Source organism: Limnohabitans sp. 103DPR2 (assembly GCF_001412575.1).
Taxonomy (GTDB): domain Bacteria; phylum Pseudomonadota; class Gammaproteobacteria; order Burkholderiales; family Burkholderiaceae_C; genus Limnohabitans_A.
Window position 1 is genome coordinate 731,926 of record NZ_CP011834.1, and the last position, 16,796, is coordinate 748,721.

General features: G+C 55.1%; 19 protein-coding genes. 15 read left to right on the forward strand and 4 right to left on the reverse strand.

Annotated elements, in window-relative coordinates:
- Positions 1-196 precede the first annotated feature (196 nt).
- The 3 genes from L103DPR2_RS03520 (at position 197) to L103DPR2_RS03530 (ending at position 2,558) form a co-directional block, all read left to right on the forward strand.
- The gene (locus tag L103DPR2_RS03520; RefSeq protein WP_231717714.1) at positions 197-781 is read left to right on the forward strand and encodes a c-type cytochrome; all 585 of its coding nucleotides are present in this window, start codon (positions 197-199) and stop codon (positions 779-781) included.
- 161 nt (positions 782-942) lie between these two features.
- Positions 943-1,941: a protein-methionine-sulfoxide reductase catalytic subunit MsrP gene (gene msrP / locus L103DPR2_RS03525; protein WP_055359775.1), complete on the forward strand. Its 999-nt coding sequence runs from the start codon at positions 943-945 to the stop codon at positions 1,939-1,941.
- A complete protein-coding gene (locus tag L103DPR2_RS03530; protein WP_055359776.1) occupies positions 1,941-2,558 on the forward strand; it encodes a sulfite oxidase heme-binding subunit YedZ in 618 nt (205 codons plus the stop codon). The genes msrP and L103DPR2_RS03530 overlap by 1 nt, the downstream gene beginning before the upstream one ends.
- On the opposite strand, the gene lysA is transcribed toward L103DPR2_RS03530, so the two are convergent.
- Positions 2,522-3,799, reverse strand: coding sequence for a diaminopimelate decarboxylase (gene lysA / locus L103DPR2_RS03535; RefSeq protein WP_055359777.1), 1,278 nt, complete (start codon positions 3,797-3,799; stop codon positions 2,522-2,524). The two genes, L103DPR2_RS03530 and lysA, sit on opposite strands and share 37 nt — an antisense overlap.
- Positions 3,796-4,104: an LPS translocon maturation chaperone LptM gene (lptM, locus tag L103DPR2_RS14525; RefSeq protein ID WP_335337957.1), complete on the reverse strand. Its 309-nt coding sequence runs from the start codon at positions 4,102-4,104 to the stop codon at positions 3,796-3,798. Before lptM ends, lysA begins: the two co-directional genes overlap by 4 nt.
- On the opposite strand from lptM, the gene cyaY reads away from it, so the two are divergent.
- Positions 3,986-4,309, forward strand: coding sequence for an iron donor protein CyaY (gene cyaY / locus L103DPR2_RS03540; protein WP_055359778.1), 324 nt, complete (start codon positions 3,986-3,988; stop codon positions 4,307-4,309). The genes lptM and cyaY overlap by 119 nt on opposite strands.
- 22 nt (positions 4,310-4,331) lie before the next feature.
- On the opposite strand, the gene L103DPR2_RS03545 is transcribed toward cyaY, so the two are convergent.
- On the reverse strand, positions 4,332-6,698 hold the full coding sequence (locus L103DPR2_RS03545; protein WP_055359779.1) for a penicillin-binding protein 1A: 2,367 nt from the start codon (positions 6,696-6,698) through the stop codon (positions 4,332-4,334).
- A gap of 29 nt (positions 6,699-6,727) precedes the next feature.
- A complete protein-coding gene (locus L103DPR2_RS14290; protein ID WP_156339848.1) occupies positions 6,728-6,976 on the reverse strand; it encodes a hypothetical protein in 249 nt (82 codons plus the stop codon).
- Between the two features lie 45 nt (positions 6,977-7,021).
- Here L103DPR2_RS14290 and L103DPR2_RS03550 point away from each other — a divergent pair, with 45 nt between their 5' ends.
- The 11 genes from L103DPR2_RS03550 to L103DPR2_RS03600 are packed head-to-tail and all read left to right on the forward strand — an operon-like array spanning position 7,022 to position 16,705.
- On the forward strand, positions 7,022-7,495 hold the full coding sequence (locus tag L103DPR2_RS03550; protein WP_156339849.1) for a hypothetical protein: 474 nt from the start codon (positions 7,022-7,024) through the stop codon (positions 7,493-7,495).
- Positions 7,489-8,091: a hypothetical protein gene (locus tag L103DPR2_RS03555; protein ID WP_055359781.1), complete on the forward strand. Its 603-nt coding sequence runs from the start codon at positions 7,489-7,491 to the stop codon at positions 8,089-8,091. The genes L103DPR2_RS03550 and L103DPR2_RS03555 overlap by 7 nt, the downstream gene beginning before the upstream one ends.
- Positions 8,088-9,086 (forward strand): hypothetical protein, encoded by a 999-nt coding sequence (locus L103DPR2_RS14295; RefSeq protein WP_055359782.1) that lies wholly within the window; start codon positions 8,088-8,090, stop codon positions 9,084-9,086. The genes L103DPR2_RS03555 and L103DPR2_RS14295 overlap by 4 nt, the downstream gene beginning before the upstream one ends.
- A 47-nt stretch (positions 9,087-9,133) precedes the next feature.
- A complete protein-coding gene (locus tag L103DPR2_RS03565; protein ID WP_055359783.1) occupies positions 9,134-10,438 on the forward strand; it encodes a type IV pilus secretin PilQ in 1,305 nt (434 codons plus the stop codon).
- 10 nt (positions 10,439-10,448) lie between these two features.
- Entirely contained in the window at positions 10,449-10,985 is a 537-nt protein-coding gene (locus tag L103DPR2_RS03570) for a shikimate kinase (RefSeq protein WP_055359784.1), read from the forward strand.
- Positions 10,986-10,993: 8 nt separating this feature from the next.
- Positions 10,994-12,106 (forward strand): 3-dehydroquinate synthase, encoded by a 1,113-nt coding sequence (gene aroB / locus L103DPR2_RS03575; RefSeq protein ID WP_055359785.1) that lies wholly within the window; start codon positions 10,994-10,996, stop codon positions 12,104-12,106.
- On the forward strand, positions 12,078-13,238 hold the full coding sequence (locus L103DPR2_RS03580) for a deoxyguanosinetriphosphate triphosphohydrolase (RefSeq protein WP_231717675.1): 1,161 nt from the start codon (positions 12,078-12,080) through the stop codon (positions 13,236-13,238). Before aroB ends, L103DPR2_RS03580 begins: the two co-directional genes overlap by 29 nt.
- Positions 13,235-14,488, forward strand: coding sequence for an MFS transporter (locus L103DPR2_RS03585; RefSeq protein WP_055359786.1), 1,254 nt, complete (start codon positions 13,235-13,237; stop codon positions 14,486-14,488). Before L103DPR2_RS03580 ends, L103DPR2_RS03585 begins: the two co-directional genes overlap by 4 nt.
- Entirely contained in the window at positions 14,485-15,069 is a 585-nt protein-coding gene (locus L103DPR2_RS03590) for a DUF1415 domain-containing protein (RefSeq protein WP_055359787.1), read from the forward strand. The genes L103DPR2_RS03585 and L103DPR2_RS03590 overlap by 4 nt, the downstream gene beginning before the upstream one ends.
- Entirely contained in the window at positions 15,056-15,967 is a 912-nt protein-coding gene (locus tag L103DPR2_RS03595) for a class I SAM-dependent methyltransferase (protein ID WP_156339850.1), read from the forward strand. Before L103DPR2_RS03590 ends, L103DPR2_RS03595 begins: the two co-directional genes overlap by 14 nt.
- Before the next feature lie 45 nt (positions 15,968-16,012).
- Complete coding sequence (locus L103DPR2_RS03600) at positions 16,013-16,705, forward strand: transposase (RefSeq protein WP_055359789.1); 693 nt, start codon at positions 16,013-16,015, stop codon at positions 16,703-16,705.
- The last annotated feature ends 91 nt before the right edge of the window (positions 16,706-16,796 follow it).

Here is a 16,796-nt window from a genome sequence, read left to right on the forward strand (position 1 = left end):
TTTCCGCGGCTTGGCAGGGGCAGCTTTGGAGGTGGAAACGGGGCTGGTTTTGGTGGCCATTCAGGTCAAACTTTCAGGGCGTCAGAAATGACGCAAGCAGGCATTGTAGAATCCCATGGTTTAGCGCCCACTATTTCGGATGTCGTCCATGAAGTCAATGACTAAATTTTTGTTCGCCGCCTTCACATCAGTTTTGATGGTTGGCTCTGTTTTTGCCGCCGACGCAGCCCCCAAAGCTGCCAAGCCAGACCTGGCCAAAGGCGAAGCCATTGTGGCCGGTGTCTGTGCTGCATGCCACGCAGCCGATGGCAATTCCATGATTCCCGCCAACCCCAAATTGGCCCAGCAGCACCCTGAGTACATCTTGAAGCAATTGCAAGAGTTCAAATCAGGCAAGCGTGCCAACCCCGTCATGATGGGCTTTGCCGCCCAAATGAGCCCTGAAGACATGCGCAACGTGGCGTACTTCGTGGCCAGCAAGACAGCATCGCCCGGTTTTGCCAAAGAAAAAGAAACAGTTGCTTTGGGTGAAAAGATTTACCGCGGTGGCATTGCCGATCGCCAAATCGCTGCCTGCGCAGGTTGCCACGGCCCCAATGGTTCTGGCATGCCTGCTCAGTACCCCCGTTTGTCTGGCCAACACGCCGACTACACGGTCAGCCAATTGACACAATTCCGCGACGGTATTCGCAAAAACAACCTGCAAATGACGCAAGTTGCAGCCAAGTTGAACGACCGTGAAATCAAAGCGGTGGCAGACTACATCGCTGGTTTGCGTTAATCACATAGGCTTGACGGCGAGTTAGCCGTCAACCTGCAAAATGGGCCTTTCGGGCCCATTTTTTTTGGCCGTGACAGATGCCCTAGGAGGCGCTTTAACCCTTGCTTACACGGGGTTATGCCTGAAGTTTTCCAATGACATTCACACATTGAAAGTCCGCCATGCTCATTCGCACCCATCAAGATGGATTCATTCACCCGCTCAGCAGCGAAATCACCTCGCCTGAGGCCTATGCCACCCGTCGCCAATTGCTGCGCCAATGGACGGCGGGGGCTGCTGCTGCGGGCTTGTCTGGCTGGGCGCAGCGCGAAGCTTTTGCGCAGGGCGGCGGTGTTGCGGCCAAGCTGGCGGCTTTGCCTGCCACCCAGTCGCAAATTCAAGGCGCCATGACCGTTGAGAAATTGACGTCTCAACAAGACGCCACCACCTACAACAACTTTTATGAGTTTGGCACGGACAAATCCGATCCCGCTCGCAAAGCGCACACCCTCAAAACCTCACCTTGGTCGATTGAAGTGGAAGGTTTGGTGAAAAAGCCCACCCGTTTCAACTTGGAAGACATCATGAAGTGGGGCGCCATGCAAGAGCGCATTTACCGGCTGCGCTGCGTTGAGGGGTGGTCTATGGTCATTCCTTGGATTGGGTATTCCTTGTCAGATTTGATTCGCCGCGTTGAGCCTTTGCCCAGTGCCAAGTATGTCGAGTTCATCACGCAGGCCGACCCGCAAACCATGCCGGGCCTGCGCGGTGGTTATTTGGACTGGCCCTATGTGGAAGGCCTGCGCATGGACGAAGCCATGCACCCCTTAACGCTGCTCACCTTTGGCATGTACGGTGAGGTCTTGCCCAAACAAAATGGCGCGCCTGTGCGTTTGGTGGTGCCATGGAAATACGGCTTCAAAAGTGGCAAGAGCATTGTCAAAATTCGCTTCGTTGAAAAGCAACCCCTGGTCTCCTGGGAAAAAGCGGCACCGCAAGAATACGGTTTCTATTCCAACGTCAACCCCAAGGTTGACCATCCACGTTGGAGCCAAGCCTCCGAGCGCCGCATCGGCGAAGGGGGCTTGCTCGACAAGAAGCGCAAGACCCTCATGTTCAATGGCTACGAAGCGCAGGTAGCTTCGCTCTATGCCGGTATGGACTTGGCCAAGAACTTCTGATGTTGAGAAACCGCTTGCGCCAGCCCCTGGCCAAGTGGGTGCTGGTCGTGTTGTCCTTGGTGCCGTTTGCCTACCTGTGCGCCGGTGTCTACTTTGATAGCTTAGGCCCCAATCCGGCGGAGTATTTGATTCGCGCCAGTGGTGATTTGACGCTGCGGTTTTTGTTCATCACGCTGCTGATCACGCCCTTGCGCATCATCACCCAATGGCCAGAATGGCTGCTGTTCAGACGCAGCTTGGGGCTTCTGACTTTTTTCTATGCCTGCATTCATGCGCTGTGTTACAGCCTGCTGGACATGTCATGGGCATGGGATGAGATTGCCCAAGACATTGTCAAACGTCCCTTCATTGCAGTGGGTGTGGCAGGCATGATGTTGTTAACCGCCTTGGCCGCAACCTCGTTCAATGCTGCGGTGAAGGCCATGGGTGCCAAGCGTTGGCGGCAATTGCACCGTGCGGTGTATGGCATCGCGGTGCTGGCCATTCTGCATTTCTTTTGGATGCGTGCCACCAAAAGAAATTTCGATGAGGTCTGGCTCTACGCCGGTATCTTAGGCGTGCTTCTGGGCTTTCGCGTGGTTCACTTCACCAAGCGTTCGCTTTGGAAAGTGTCTTGAGGCGTTTCGCGATCGCGAATCAAATGCACAGCCTTGCCGTCGATCAACACTTCGGCTGCACGGCCACGGGTGTTGTAGTTGCTGGCCATGCTCATGCAGTAGGCACCCGCTGACAACACGGCCAAGGTGTCGCCTGCTTGAACATTCAATTCACGGTCACGGCCAATCCAGTCGCCGCTTTCGCACACGGGGCCCACCACGTCCACCAAGGTGGTGGCGCCGGCGCGAGGTGACACGGGCACGATGTGGTGGAAGGCTTGGTACATGGCAGGACGCGGCAAATCGTTCATGGCCGCGTCAATGATGCAAAAGTTTTTTTGCTCGCCGGGTTTCATGAACACCACGTCGGTTAAGCAGACGCCAGCGTTGCCGACCAAGGAGCGACCCGGCTCGATCATCAGTTGACGATCGCCATAGCCGCGTGCATCCAGTTTGGCCAACAACTGGTGCCACAGTTGATCGGCAGCAGGCGGTGTATCGCCGTTGTAGTTGATGCCCAAGCCACCGCCAAAGTCGATGTGGTGAATGGGAATGCCTGCAGCCTCAACTTCGGCCACCAAATCCAAGATGCGGTCCATGGCATCGAGGTACGGCGTGGCTTCGGTAATTTGGGAGCCAATGTGGCAGTCAATGCCCACCACTTTCAAACCAGGCAGGGCCGCAGCGCGTTGATAGGTTTGGAGCGCATGCTCGTGCGCCACACCAAACTTATTGCCCTTTAAACCGGTGGAAATGTAGGGGTGGGTTTTGGGGTCGACATTGGGATTGACGCGAAGGCTAACTGGTGCCCGAGTGTTGAGCGACAAGGCCACCTCGTTCAAAACTTCAAGCTCTGCATCACTTTCCACATTGAAGCAGCCAATGCCAATTTGCAAAGCTTGCTTCATTTCGTCGCGAGTTTTGCCCACGCCCGAGAAAATGATTTTGGCGGGTTCACCGCCAGCAGCCAAAACGCGCGCCAATTCGCCGCCCGAGACAATGTCAAAGCCACAACCCGCTTGGGCAAACACTTGCAAGATGGCCAAGTTGGAATTGGCTTTCATGGCATAGCATATTTGCGCTTTGCGACCCGCAAAACCGCGCTGGTATGCTGCCAAGGCAGACAACATAGACGCTTTGGAATAGGCAAACACAGGGGTGCCAAATTGTGCGGCCACGTCGGCCATGGCCACGCCTTCCATGTGCAAGGACTCGCCTTGGTAAGCAATGTGAGGTTGACCGGGAAGTGCGTTGGCTGTCATGGTTCAGTTTTGGAAGGGGTCTGAGGGATCAAAGTTTGAAGCAAGGTGGCGCGGTCTGCCGCCAAGGGGTCTTGTGGGTGAACCAGCGGGCCTTTTTGGCCACAGGCGCTCAAAGCCACCGCACAAACCCCAAGGATTTGGGCAATGACTAAAATTCTCAAAACTTTGAACATGTGACGGATTGTAATGACCGACCTCGAATTTCTGGATACTGCTGAACGCCTTTTGTCACGCATTGAGGGCAGTTGCGATCGCATCAATGACGAAACCGATGCTGACATCGACAACCAGCGGGTGGGCGGCATGATCACCATCACCTTCAGCAACCGCAGCCAAATCATTGTGAATTTGCAAAAGCCCTTGCATGAAGTGTGGCTGGCCGCCAAGTCGGGTGGCTACCACTACAAGTTCAAAGAGGGCCAGTGGCAAGACACCAAGGGCCAAGGCGAGTTCTTTGAAAACCTCTCGCGTTTCGCGACAGAGCAGTCGGGTGTGCGCCTGAGTTTCTGACCAGCGGCGGCTTCGCCGCTGATCAGTTGCGGAACAAATCTAAGATTTTCTTGCGCTCGTCTGCTTCAGGCAGCGCACCGCCTTTGTCATTGCCAAGGCCCAAGCTGGTGACGCCACCGCCCTTGGCATATTCTTCAAAATACCATTCGCCATTGATGTGTAAAACGCCTTCAGGCGCGACGGCGTCAGACACAGGCAGTGTTTTGAGGGCCGTTTCCATGAAGCTGATCCACACAGGCAAGCTCAGGCCGCCCCCGGTTTCGCGATCACCCAACTTGCGGGGCGTGTCGTAACCAATCCAGACCACAGCTGCCAAGTTGCGGTGGTAGCCTGCAAACCAAGCGTCCATGGAATCGTTGGTGGTACCGGTTTTGCCGTAGATGTCATCTCGTTTCAAAGCCACACGGGCTTTGGCCGCAGTACCCGAGCGCGTCACCTCTTGCAGCAAGCTGGTCATGACAAAGGCATTGCGCGGTGAGATGGCGCGATGGCTTTCGTCCACGGGCACCGGCGGACTGTCGACCAAAATTTTGCCTTTGTGGTCGGTGACGCGAGTGATCATGTGAGGTTGCACGCGCATGCCGCCGTTGGCAAATACCGAGTAACCCGTGGCCATTTGCATGGGGGTGACAGAGCCCGCACCCAAAGCCATGGTGAGGTAGGCGGGGTGTTTCTCTTCATCAAAGCCAAACTTGGTGACCCACTCTTGTGCGTTGCGTGTGCCCACGGCTTGCAAGATGCGAATGGAGATCATGTTCTTGGACTTCGCCAGACCTTTGCGAATGGTCATCGGACCTTCAAAAGTGCCGTCGTAGTTTTTAGGTTCCCAAGGTTGGCCACCTGTGACGCCTGCATCGAAGAACAAGGGCGCATCGTTCACCACTGTTGCGGGCGTGAAGCCTTTTTCCAGAGCCGCTGAGTAAATGAAAGGCTTGAAGCTAGAGCCCGGCTGACGCCAAGCTTGAATCACGTGGTTGAACTTGTTTTTGGCAAAGTCAAAACCGCCGACCAAGGCCCGCACAGAGCCGTCTTGTGGACTGATGGCCACGAAGGCGCCTTCCACTTCTGGCAATTGCGTGATTTCCCATGTGCCTTTGGGCGTTTGCACCACACGGATCACAGCGCCGCGCTTGATCTTGATGTTGGGGCCGGCTTTGTCTGATAAGCCAGATTGCGCTGGTTTCAATCCTTCGCCAGTGATTTCAATTTGCTCTGCGTTTTGACGCACGGCCACAATCTTTTTGGGTGTGGCTTCTAGCACTACGGCTGACATCACGTCGCCATTGTCGGGATGGTCTTCCAACACATCGTCGATGGCCTCTTCCATTTCTTTGGGCGTGCTGGGCAAGTCGATGAACTTCTCGGGGCCGCGGTACACCTGACGGCGCTCAAAGTCCATGATGCCTTGGCGCAGGGCATGGTAGGCCGCGTTTTGTTCGGTGGATTGGAGCGTGGTGTAAACGTTCAAACCACGTGTGTAGGTTTCTTGACCATACTGCGCAAACATCAGCTGGCGCACGGTCTCGGCCACGTACTCCGCATGGATGCGGTTCTTGTCGTTGCTGGCGCGAATTTTCAAGGGCTCGGCTTTGGCCTCTTGCGCTTGCTTGGCTGTGATGAAGCCGTTTTCTTCCATGCGCTCAATGATGTAGAGCTGGCGTGAACGTGCGCGCTTGGGATTGCTGATGGGGTTGTAGGCCGAAGGCGCTTTGGGCAAGCCGGCCAACATGGCTGCTTCTGCAATGCTGATGTCCTTCAAGGGTTTGCCAAAGTAAGTTTCGGCGGCTGATGCAAAGCCATAGGCCCGGTTGCCCAAGAAGATTTGATTCATGTAAATCTCAAGAATCTGATCTTTGGTCAGCAAGTGCTCCAACTTGAAGGTGAGCAAAATTTCATAAATTTTGCGGGTGTAGGTTTTTTCAGTCGACAGATACACATTGCGCGCCACCTGCATGGTGATGGTGGACGCGCCTTGGCTTTTGCGTTTGCCCAAGTTGGCAATGCCAGCGCGAATCAAACCCAAATAGTCCAAGCCGCCGTGTTGGTAAAAGCGCGCATCTTCAATGGACAACACCGCGTCTTTCATGACCTGTGGAATTTCTTTGATCGGCGTCAAGTTGCGGCGCTCTTCGCCAAACTCACCCATCAAGGCGCCATCGGCGGTGTAAATGCGCAAGGGCAATTTGGGGCGGTATTCGGCCAAATCAGACGTGTCGGGCAGTTGGGGGTAGGCCATCACCATGGCCACGCCAATCACCATCAACAAGGACAACAAGCCCGCTGCCACCAAGCCTGCGGCCCAAAGGCAAACACGCAAGGCCCAATGCAGGCGAGGTGACTCGATCAAATCGAGTTGTTGAGGGGATGCGTCGTTATTTTTTTTGGACATGTTGAGGGCGGAAAAAACCGCTGACCGCATTATAAAAACTGCTGGGCAGATGGCGGAATTTGAATGTTGCGCAAAGCAACTGGATTGGCAGGAATTGTAGTCTTTTCGGGGGTGGGTAGAGGGTTCAATGAGGGATCACCAACCGCCTCAGAAAGTCCAATTTGTTTGCCTTGCCTTTGTTTCAGCGGCGCCATGCGCCGAGATGGGGTGTATTCGAGCATGCTGCCTCTGCGCAGTCCCCAGATGATGCGCGATTTTTCACTGCAGTGGTCGTCCATGGCCAGCAGGTGTTAACCCAGACAGGAGTGGACCTGCCAAGCTTGATGTCGGCGCTCTTGATGGCCCGTGAGCGGGCTTGGCCGGCTTTACCTCGTGTGCCCTTCTTCAAGACCCATGTTAGGCCAACAGCTTGGGTCATTCCAGATACGCAGTGCAAAACGTTCGAGTGGGCCTGCTTGCCCAGTTGGGGACCTCATGACATCGAAGCCGAATGTCGTTTAGAGGCAAGTGTGCGCATGCAATTGGCGACCCATCAAGTGGCCCTTGATTACCAGGTTCATCAGCCAGTCACCGGAAGTTTGCAGGCCACTGTTTGGGCTTATGAGGCATTCAAGCTCCATGAACGCATGGCGCACATGAAAGAACTGGGGTTCGATTTGCAGGTGTTTACGGCACAAAGCCAAGCGCTGGGTTTGGCCAGCTTCTTTCGACATTCGTTCAAGTCGCAGCAGGCTTTGCAGCAGCGCATCACTGAACAGCTTGTTTCTTTTATGCGGCAAGGTGAAGTCCCATGTTGAACTGGCTACAAAACGCTGCACACCGCAGCAAGCGCACACGCCGCAACATCCAATTGTCCATGGGCACGGGGCTGCTGTTGGGTTTAGGAATCATTGGGCAGCAAGAGCTGTTCGCTTTGGATGAATTGGCCACCACAGCGCACGTGCAAGGCAGCGCAATCTTGCCCTTGCCTGGGGCGATGCCTGCAAATCCATCTGCCGACGCAAAAGCATTGACCGATGCGAAGAAAACGGTGGCTGACTTGAAAGCACGTCAAGTAAGTTTGGCAAGCCGACAGGCGCAGCGTGAAGACATCTCAGAAGTTCAGGCGGCCTGGCGAATGAAGCGAGAGGGTCGCAATGGAGAAGTACCCACGGCCTTTGCTTTGCGAACACATCAATTTCAAAACGGCCTGTTCACATGGGAAGGTGTGGCCGAACAATCTCATGATGTCTCGGTATTGTTGCAAGCCTTGCACCGTTTTCCAGGTTGGTTGCAAGCGCCTGTGTTGGTGCAAGTGCAGTCCGACTTGAATGTGCTCGGTTCGCTGGTGCCAAAAGGCTTGGTGTTTCTGATTCAGGCCAAGCTCTATGGCAAACAGGGAGCGGGTTCATGAGCCGTGCCAAGGTCTTCCAAAGTATCACGGACCCCTTGGCCCATTGGGTATTCTTGAGATGGCCCAAGTGGGTGTTGAATTGGCAAAACCAAAGCTTCTTGGCCTCGCCCATGCAACAAGCTTGGATGGTGTTGCTGATGTGTCTGTCTTTGTGCGGCTTGGTGCCAGTGATTTGGCGCGGCTTGGTCGCAGCGCTTGCTTTGTCTGTTCCCAGTGCGCAGTGGATGGAACGCCAGCAGCAGGTCCAAGAAGCCTTACGGCAATCAGCTTTGCAACAAACGCAAGCAATGAACGAGCAGGCAGTCTTAGCGCAGCAGGACTTATTGATACGCCAGCACCAAGCTCAAGTCGATGACCTGTTGGTGGCATGGCCCAATTCGGCCATTCGCTTGACCTTGCTCCATCGATTGCAACGCATGGCACAGCAGCGTGGTTTGCTGGTGCAGCAGCTCAAGCTGATGCCAGAACCCGACGTGCACGGCTTGGAGGCCAGTACCTTGAAGTTCAGTGTTCAAGGCGCCGAAGACGCTGTGCATGCCTATTGGCAAGACCTGGACCAATGGTTTCAAAACGGGCTGTGGACATCGTGGGTCAGTCGCATGCAAGCCGATGGACGGTTTGTTTTAGAAGGGCAGCTGTCTTTGTATTGGGATGCACAAGACGCCGATACCGATACAGGCGTTGCGTTGCAGTTTGAAGTGGCTGCACTGGCAAATTCACAGACCACATCGGCCTTGCCATCTGTGCACGTTTTGCCCAAGGAAAGTCAATCACAGATGCGGGTGGTGGGTGTTGCGCAATCCAGTCATTCAAGTGGCCCTGGCGAAGCTTGGACCTGGGTTCGCTCTGGCGCGCAAACGCATTTGGTGCGCCCCGGTCAACAGCTTGGCACCGAGCAAAGCCAAGCCAAATGGACCGATGCGCAGGGGCTTTGGCTGAGTTCAGGGATGGGGCAGCCCGATGTTCGGCTCGATTGGGAGGGGGCGAAGCCATGAAGCGAGGGCCGTGGTTTCAGGCAGGGGTGGTCGGTCTTTGCACCTTGATGTGGAGTCCTTTGTTGCAAGCTGCCGATGACAAGCTGAAGTGGACATTTCAAAACATGGAGGTCAAAGCTTTGTTGCATGCCTTGGCCGAAATGGGGCAACACAATTTGATTGTGGCCGATGGCGTTACCGGTCCTGTCAGTCTGCATTTGAAAGACATGACATGGCGAGAAGCACTCGACGTGGTGGTGCAATCCAAAGGGCTGGAGGCGATCAGCAAAGATGGCGTTTTGTGGATCAGTTCACGCAACGATGCATCCGAGCGATTGCAAGCCTGGGCCATCACTTTGAAATACGCCAAAGCCCTCGATGTGGCGCAGCGCTTGCAGTCTGCCGGCGTGAGTGCGGGCGCGTCAGGGCAGCGTTGGTTAAGTGCGCGAGGCACGGTGATGGCCGAACCCCGAACCAATCAGTTGTTTTTCTTGGACACGCCAGCGGCTTTGAAACAGCTGCAAAACGTCATTCAATGGCTGGACATTCCAGTGCGACAGGTCATGATCGAAGCGCAAATCGTGGAGGCTGAAGCGCAATTTGGCAAATCCTTGGGTGTTCGTTTGGGCGGTGCATTTGCCAGCAGCTTTGCGGCCCCCTTTGCAGCAACTGCTAAGCCAGTTAACTTGGCCATCGGTGGACAAGGCATGGCCGCCTCGGGGGGCATTCAGCCCAGTTATTGGCTCAATTTGCCGGCAGGCTCGGCGGGGCAAACCCTGTTTCCGCCTGCCAGTTTTGCGGTGTCCTTGTTCAATGCAGCGGCCAATCAGTTTCTCAACCTCGAAATCTCTGCGCTTGAAGCCGACGGCAAAGGCAAAGTGATTGCCAGTCCGCGGGTGGTCACTGCGGACCAAACCAAGGCCTTGATCGAGCAGGGCACCGAGCTGCCGTACCAAGTCAACAATGGCAATGGGGCGGCCTCCATCGCGTTTCGCAAAGCCAACCTCAAACTCGAGGTGACACCGCAAATCACCCCGGAAGGGGCGGTGGTGTTAGAGCTCGACATCGCTAAGGACAGCGTCGGTCAGGTCACCACGGCGGGCTATTCCATCAACACCAAACACGTCAAAACACAGGTTTTGGTGGACAACGGGGGCACGGTGGTCATTGGCGGCATTTTGGAAACGGCAGACAAGCAAGATGAGGCGCGGGTCCCTGGCTTGGCCAGCCTGCCGGTTTTTGGCAGGCTGTTCCAAAGTGAGCAGGTCACCCAGCGAAAAACCGAGCTTCTGATCTTTGTCACCCCCAGAGTGCTGGCTGAATCGCCACCCAGGGCGGCCTCGAATACACTTAGGGACTCATTCCAACCTTGAATTTCTTCTTTTGCTCATTATTTTTGTTGGCCTCCCGGGATCTGGCAAAACGACCATCGGCAGACAGATGGGGCGTCGTCTCGGCTTGCCTTTTTTGGATTCCGACAGCGTCATTGAGCAGCGCTTGGGTTGTTCGATTCGTGAGTTTTTTGACCGCGAAGGCGAAGAGCGATTCCGCGACATCGAGCAAAACGTCATCGACGATCTCAGCAAATACCACCACGGTGTTTTGTCTACCGGCGGCGGGTCGGTCTTGCGCGAAGCCAATCGTCAACATTTGCGGGCGCGTGGCAAAGTGGTTTATCTGCGTTCAAGCCCTGAAGAAGTGTTTCGCCGTTTGAAGCACGACATGCAAAGACCTTTGCTGCAAGTGAACGACCCCCTCGAGAAATTGCGCGCCCTGTTTCAAGTGCGCGATCCACTCTACAAAGAGACGGCGCACCATGTGTTTGACACCGGGCGGCCCAGTATCAACCGATTGTTGAACGCCATCATTGCGGAGTTGGACCTTCAAGGTTTTGACACGCACACCCCACACCAAACTTGAAGCCGCTTATGAACAGCACGACGCAACAGCCAGAAGTGGTTCGAATTGATTTGGCCGACCGAAGCTATGACATCGTCATTGGTCAAAACTTGTTGGCCCAAGCTGCCACCTATGCCCACTTGCCCAAAGCGGCTGCGGCATTGATTGTGAGCAACACCACGGTGGCGCCCTTGTACGAGGCTGCGCTCAAGCAAGCCCTTTCTGCCCATTACAAAGTCATTCACAGCGTGCATTTGCCCGATGGCGAAGCGCACAAAGATTGGATGACCTTGAATTTGATTTTTGACAGCTTGCTGGGGCAGGCCTGCGATCGCAAGACCGTGTTGTTTGCATTGGGCGGCGGTGTGGTGGGCGACATGACGGGTTTTGCCGCAGCCAGTTTCATGCGCGGCGTGCCCTTCGTGCAAGTACCAACCACCTTGTTGGCACAAGTTGATTCTTCTGTGGGAGGCAAAACAGCCATCAACCACCCCATGGGCAAAAACATGATTGGCGCGTTTTACCAACCGCAACGTGTGGTCTGTGATTTGGCAGTGTTGCAAACTTTGCCTGCACGTGAGTTGAGCGCAGGTTTGGCTGAAATCATCAAGTACGGCCCCATTGCCGACATGGCGTTCTTTGATTGGATTGAAGCCAACATCCAGGCGCTCAAAGCCTGCGAGCCGCAAGCCATGGCGCATGCAGTGAAGCGCAGCTGTGAAATCAAAGCCCACGTGGTGGGGCAAGACGAGCGCGAAGCCGGCTTGCGCGCCATTTTGAATTTTGGTCACACCTTTGGCCATGCCATTGAAGCGGGCCTGGGTTATGGCGAATGGTTGCATGGCGAAGCAGTAGGTTGCGGCATGGTCATGGCCGCCCATTTGTCGAAGGCCTTGGGCCTCATCGATGCGGCGTTTGTGACGCGCTTAACGCAGCTCATTTCGCAAGCTGGCTTGCCCATCCGTGGCCCTGTGCTCGATGCCCAGGACAATGCGGGCAAGTATTTGGCCTTGATGCTGCATGACAAAAAATCGGTGGCTGGCGATATTCAATTTGTATTGATTGAAGGCCCAGGCAAAGCGCGCGTCAGCGCTGCGCCCGAAGCCATGGTGCGTGCTGTCATCGATCGCTGCTGTGCTTGAAGCCTACGCTTGCCATCCTGAACAAACCCGCGGGCGACGCCACGCCGAAGTGCCTGCGCCAACGCGCAATGACTTTCAGCGCGACCGCGATCGCATCGTGCACTCCACCGCGTTTCGGCGTTTGGTCTACAAAACCCAAGTCTTTTTAAACCACGAAGGCGATCTGTTTCGCACGCGCTTAACGCATTCCTTGGAAGTGGCGCAATTGGGACGCTCCATTGCGCGGGCCTTGGGTTTGAACGAGGATTTGGTAGAGGCTGTTGCGCTGGCGCATGATTTAGGTCACACCCCGTTTGGCCATGCAGGACAAGACACACTGAACGAATGCATGCAAACTTATGGCGGCTTTGAACACAACTTGCAAAGTTTGCGGGTGGTGGACCATTTGGAAGAGCGCTATCCTGAATTTGATGGCTTGAACCTCAGTTTTGAAACGCGCGAAGGCATTTTGAAACACTGCGCCAAACGCAATGCCTTGTTGATCGAAGCGCAGGAGCCGGGTGGCGTGGCCCATCGCTTCTTGAATGGCACGCAGCCCAGTTTGGAAGCACAACTGTGCAACCTGGCCGATGCCATTGCCTACAACGCGCACGACATCGACGATGGCGTGCGCTCGGGTTTGCTCACGCTGTCGCAAATGGACGAGGTGCCTTTGTTTGCGCATTACAAAACCGTCACCTTGCAACAACATCCAGGCTTGGCGGACGCCAGCAAAGCCAGACGCTTGCTTTATGAAACCATCCGACGAATGTTGAGCGATCAGGTCTACGATGTGATCGACACCACGCGCCAACATTTGACGCAACACCAGCCGCAAAGTGCCGACGAAGCGCGCCTCTCTGGCCCTTTGGTGGCTTTCAGTGAGCCGATGGCGCAGCAAGTGAAGGTGATGAAATCTTTTCTGTTCAAACACCTCTACCGACATCCGCAAGTGATGGAGACCACGGCAAATGCCCAAGTGGTGGTGCGCGAACTGTTTGATGCGTACCTCAGCAGTCCTCAAGAAATGTCGTCTGATTTTTCAGCGCGTGAAGAAACGCCTCGCGCAGTGGCCGATTACATCGCAGGCATGACCGATCGTTATGCCGCTAAAGAGCACGAGCGCCTTACCGGGCGTCGTCTGTTGGCATGAGCACGCAAGCAGATGCAGATGCCGATGCCAAGCGCTCGCAGGCTGCGGCCTTGATCGTCATCTTCTCAGGTGTAATGGCTGCATTGCAGATTGGCAAGTTGCCGCCGGCCTTGCCTGCATTGGCCGAAAGCTTGGGCATGAGTTTGATGCAATCGGGCTTCTTGTTGTCGCTGGTGCAATTGGCGGGCATGAGCTTGGCCTTGGCGGTAGGTTTATCAGCAGATGGCTTGGGACTCAAGCGCAGCATGCTGATGGGCTTGTTGGTTCTGGGAGTGGCCAGTGCCATGGGATCGTTTGCGCTGAGTGTGCCTGAGTTGATGTTTTGGCGAGCGCTTGAAGGCCTCGGTTTTTTGTGTGTCACTTTGCCTGCGCCTGGGCTGATTCGCAAATTGGTCAGCGCGCAACAAGTTCGCAAGTTACTGGGCTATTGGGGTGCTTACATGCCGGCGGGGACAGCCCTCACTTTGCTGGTGGGGCCTTTGTGGCTACCTGCTTGGGGTTGGCAAACTTGGTGGTGTTTGTTTGCCGTGCTGTCTTGGGTCATGGCGCTGGTGTTGTGGCGTGTGGTGCCCGCCGATGCGGTGATGGCTTCACAACAACCCACACTGCAAAGTACGCCGGCCGTTGTTCAAGTGGCATGGCCGCAGCGTTTGCGTGAAACCTTGACTGCACCGGGCCCTTGGTTGGTTGCACTTTGTTTTGCCATGTACTCGGGTCAGTGGTTGGCCGTGGTTGGCTTCTTGCCTTCCATCTACACGCAAGCAGGTTTGTCGGGCGCCACCTTGGGCGTGCTGACGGCATTTGCCGCTGCCGTCAACATGGGTGGCAACATGGCGTCGGGCCGCATGTTGCAACGTGGTCTTCATCCCAGTGTGTTGCTGGGCCTCGGATTTTTGGCGATGGCTTGTGGCTCATGGCTGGCGTTTTCCGAATGGACGTCTGCGTTGCCCTGGTTGCGCTACCTAGGGGTGTTGTTGTTCTCATCGTGTGGCGGCTTGGTGCCGGGTACTTTGTTTTCGTTGGCTGTGCGTTTGGCGCCGCATGAGCGCAACGTGTCCACCACGGTGGGTTGGATGCAGCAAGGCTCTGCCGCTGGTCAGTTTGCGGGACCTCCGGCGGTGGCATGGTTGGCCTCGCAAGTGGGCGGCTGGCAGTGGACATGGACCGCGACAGGTTTATGCTGCGTCGTGGGTTGGGTGATGTCTTTCTTCATTGCCAAAGCCTTGAATGCGCCAAAGGAGCTTGCATGAATCAGGTCAATGCTGAAGTGATGGTGCAAGACACCTTGCGCTGGTTGGAGCGCGCGGTCATCGGCTTGAATTTGTGTCCGTTTGCCAAGTCGGTGTATGTCAAAGGCCAAGTGCATTGCACGGTCAGTGCGGCGGATGATTTGGAAACTTTGCGCGATGATCTACTGCGCGAGTTGCGCGACTTGGTGTCGCACGAACCCGCGGTGCGAGACACCACCGTGTTGGTCGTTCAGCATCTGTTGCAAGACTTTTACGATTACAACGACTTTTTGAATGTGGCCGACGATTGTTTGCTGGCGCTCGATTTAGAAGGTGTCATTCAAATTGCCAGTTTTCATCCAAAGTACCAATTTGCGGGAACCGATGAAGACGACATCACCAACTACACCAACCGCTCGCCGTATCCCACTTTGCACTTGATTCGTGAAGCCAGCATTGACCGTGCTGTGGCTGCGTTTCCAGATGCCGAAGATATTTTTGAAGTCAACATGGCCACCCTGAACCAATTGGGTTTGAAGGGTTGGCAAGACTTGAACGTGGGGCCATCGCTGCCTCAGAATGACAGCAATGAAAAAAAATAACGCCAAGTCAGACGCGCCCAAGCCCTTGGACCTCGACTTGCGTCCAGGCCAGTCGATCGAGTTGCTCAAAGAGCTGCACATTCTCACGCGCGAAGGCAAACTCAATCAGGATTCACGTCGCAAGCTCAAACAGGTTTTGCACTTGTTTCAGTTCATCGAAAAAATTCTGAAAGAGCTCTCGGAGGAAGATGCAGCCAAGTCTTCGAATGTGGCGGCAGGCAAGCCAGCGGATGTGCATGCCAGTCATATGGGTTTGACCTTGGCCGACCATGGTGCTGGCAAGTCTTACTTGGGCTTTATTGTTTACGACTTGTTTTTCAAGGCTTTGTCGCAAGGTCATATTTACGGCATTGAAACGCGCGCCGAATTGGTCGAGGCCTCACGCGCATTGGCGCAGCGCTTGGACTTCAAGCGCATGGTGTTTTTGAACACCTCCGTGGCCGAGTCCTCGCAATCTGACCAAATGCCTGCGCAAATCGATGTGGTCACGGCCTTGCATGCGTGCGACACGGCCACCGACGATGCCATTGCCTTTGGCTTGCTGAAAAAAGCCCGCGCCATGGTCTTGGTGCCTTGCTGTCAGGCCGAAGTGGCTGCCAAGCTGCGCCAAAACAAAGCCCTCAATTTATCCCGCACTCCCTTGGCCGAACTCTGGCGTCACCCCTTGCACACCCGCGAAATTGGCAGCCAACTCACCAACGTCCTGCGCTGTCTCTACCTAGAGTCCAAGGGTTACACCGTCACCGTCACCGAGCTGGTCGGTTGGGAGCACAGCATGAAAAACGAACTTATCCTGGCCCGCTACACCGGCCGTCCCAAAGCAGGCGCCGCCGACCGCCTCCAAGCCCTCCTGACCGAATTCGGCCTCACCGAATCCCTTGCATCGCGCTACCCTTAATTGGGGTCAGATCAACATTAATTCCTTTCGGGTTAGCATTCGCGAATGGCCCGTCATCCTCGTTTAGCCCTTCCTGGTTACCCGCATCATGTGATTCAGCGGGGGAACAATCGCCAGCCCATCGTGATGGACGAGGCTGATCGGAAAATGCTCTACAGCCTCTGGCTGGAAGAGTCGCAGCGCCACAAAGTGGCTGTGAATGCCTACGTGTTGCTAGACAATCACTTTCACATGCTGCTCACGCCGCCCAGCGATGAAGCCATGTCCTTGATGATGCAGGCGGTTGGCAGAACTTATGTGCGTTACTTCAACCAACGCCACAAACGAAGCGGCACTTTGTGGGAAGGCCGTTACAAATCTTCGGTGATTGATTCGGAGGCCTATCTCCTCACATGCATGGCCTACATTGATTTGAACCCCGTCAGGGCAGGGGTGGCTGAAGCTGCAGAAGATTTCAATTGGTCCAGTTACAAGCACCTGATTGGTCAAAAAATCGACAAATTGGTGACGCCGCATGCACTGTATTGGGGCTTAGGCAACACGCCGTTTTCTAGGGAGGCCGCATATGCAGAGTTTGTGGCCGCAGGGCTGTCTGCTTCCATGCAAAAAGACCTGACCGAGTCGGTTTTGAAGAGCCGAGTCGTAGGCAGACCTGAGTTTTTGAAGTCTTTACAGAAGACAACGCAGCGCCCCATCCTGCCCCAGAAGGCTGGCAGACCCTTTAAAACACCTCCCTAAAGTCAATAATTTGCCGATAAAGTGGCTTTAATGAATTCTTTTTGACTCAATTTTGATCTGTCCCCAATTAATTTAATTCTGAAAAAAGAGA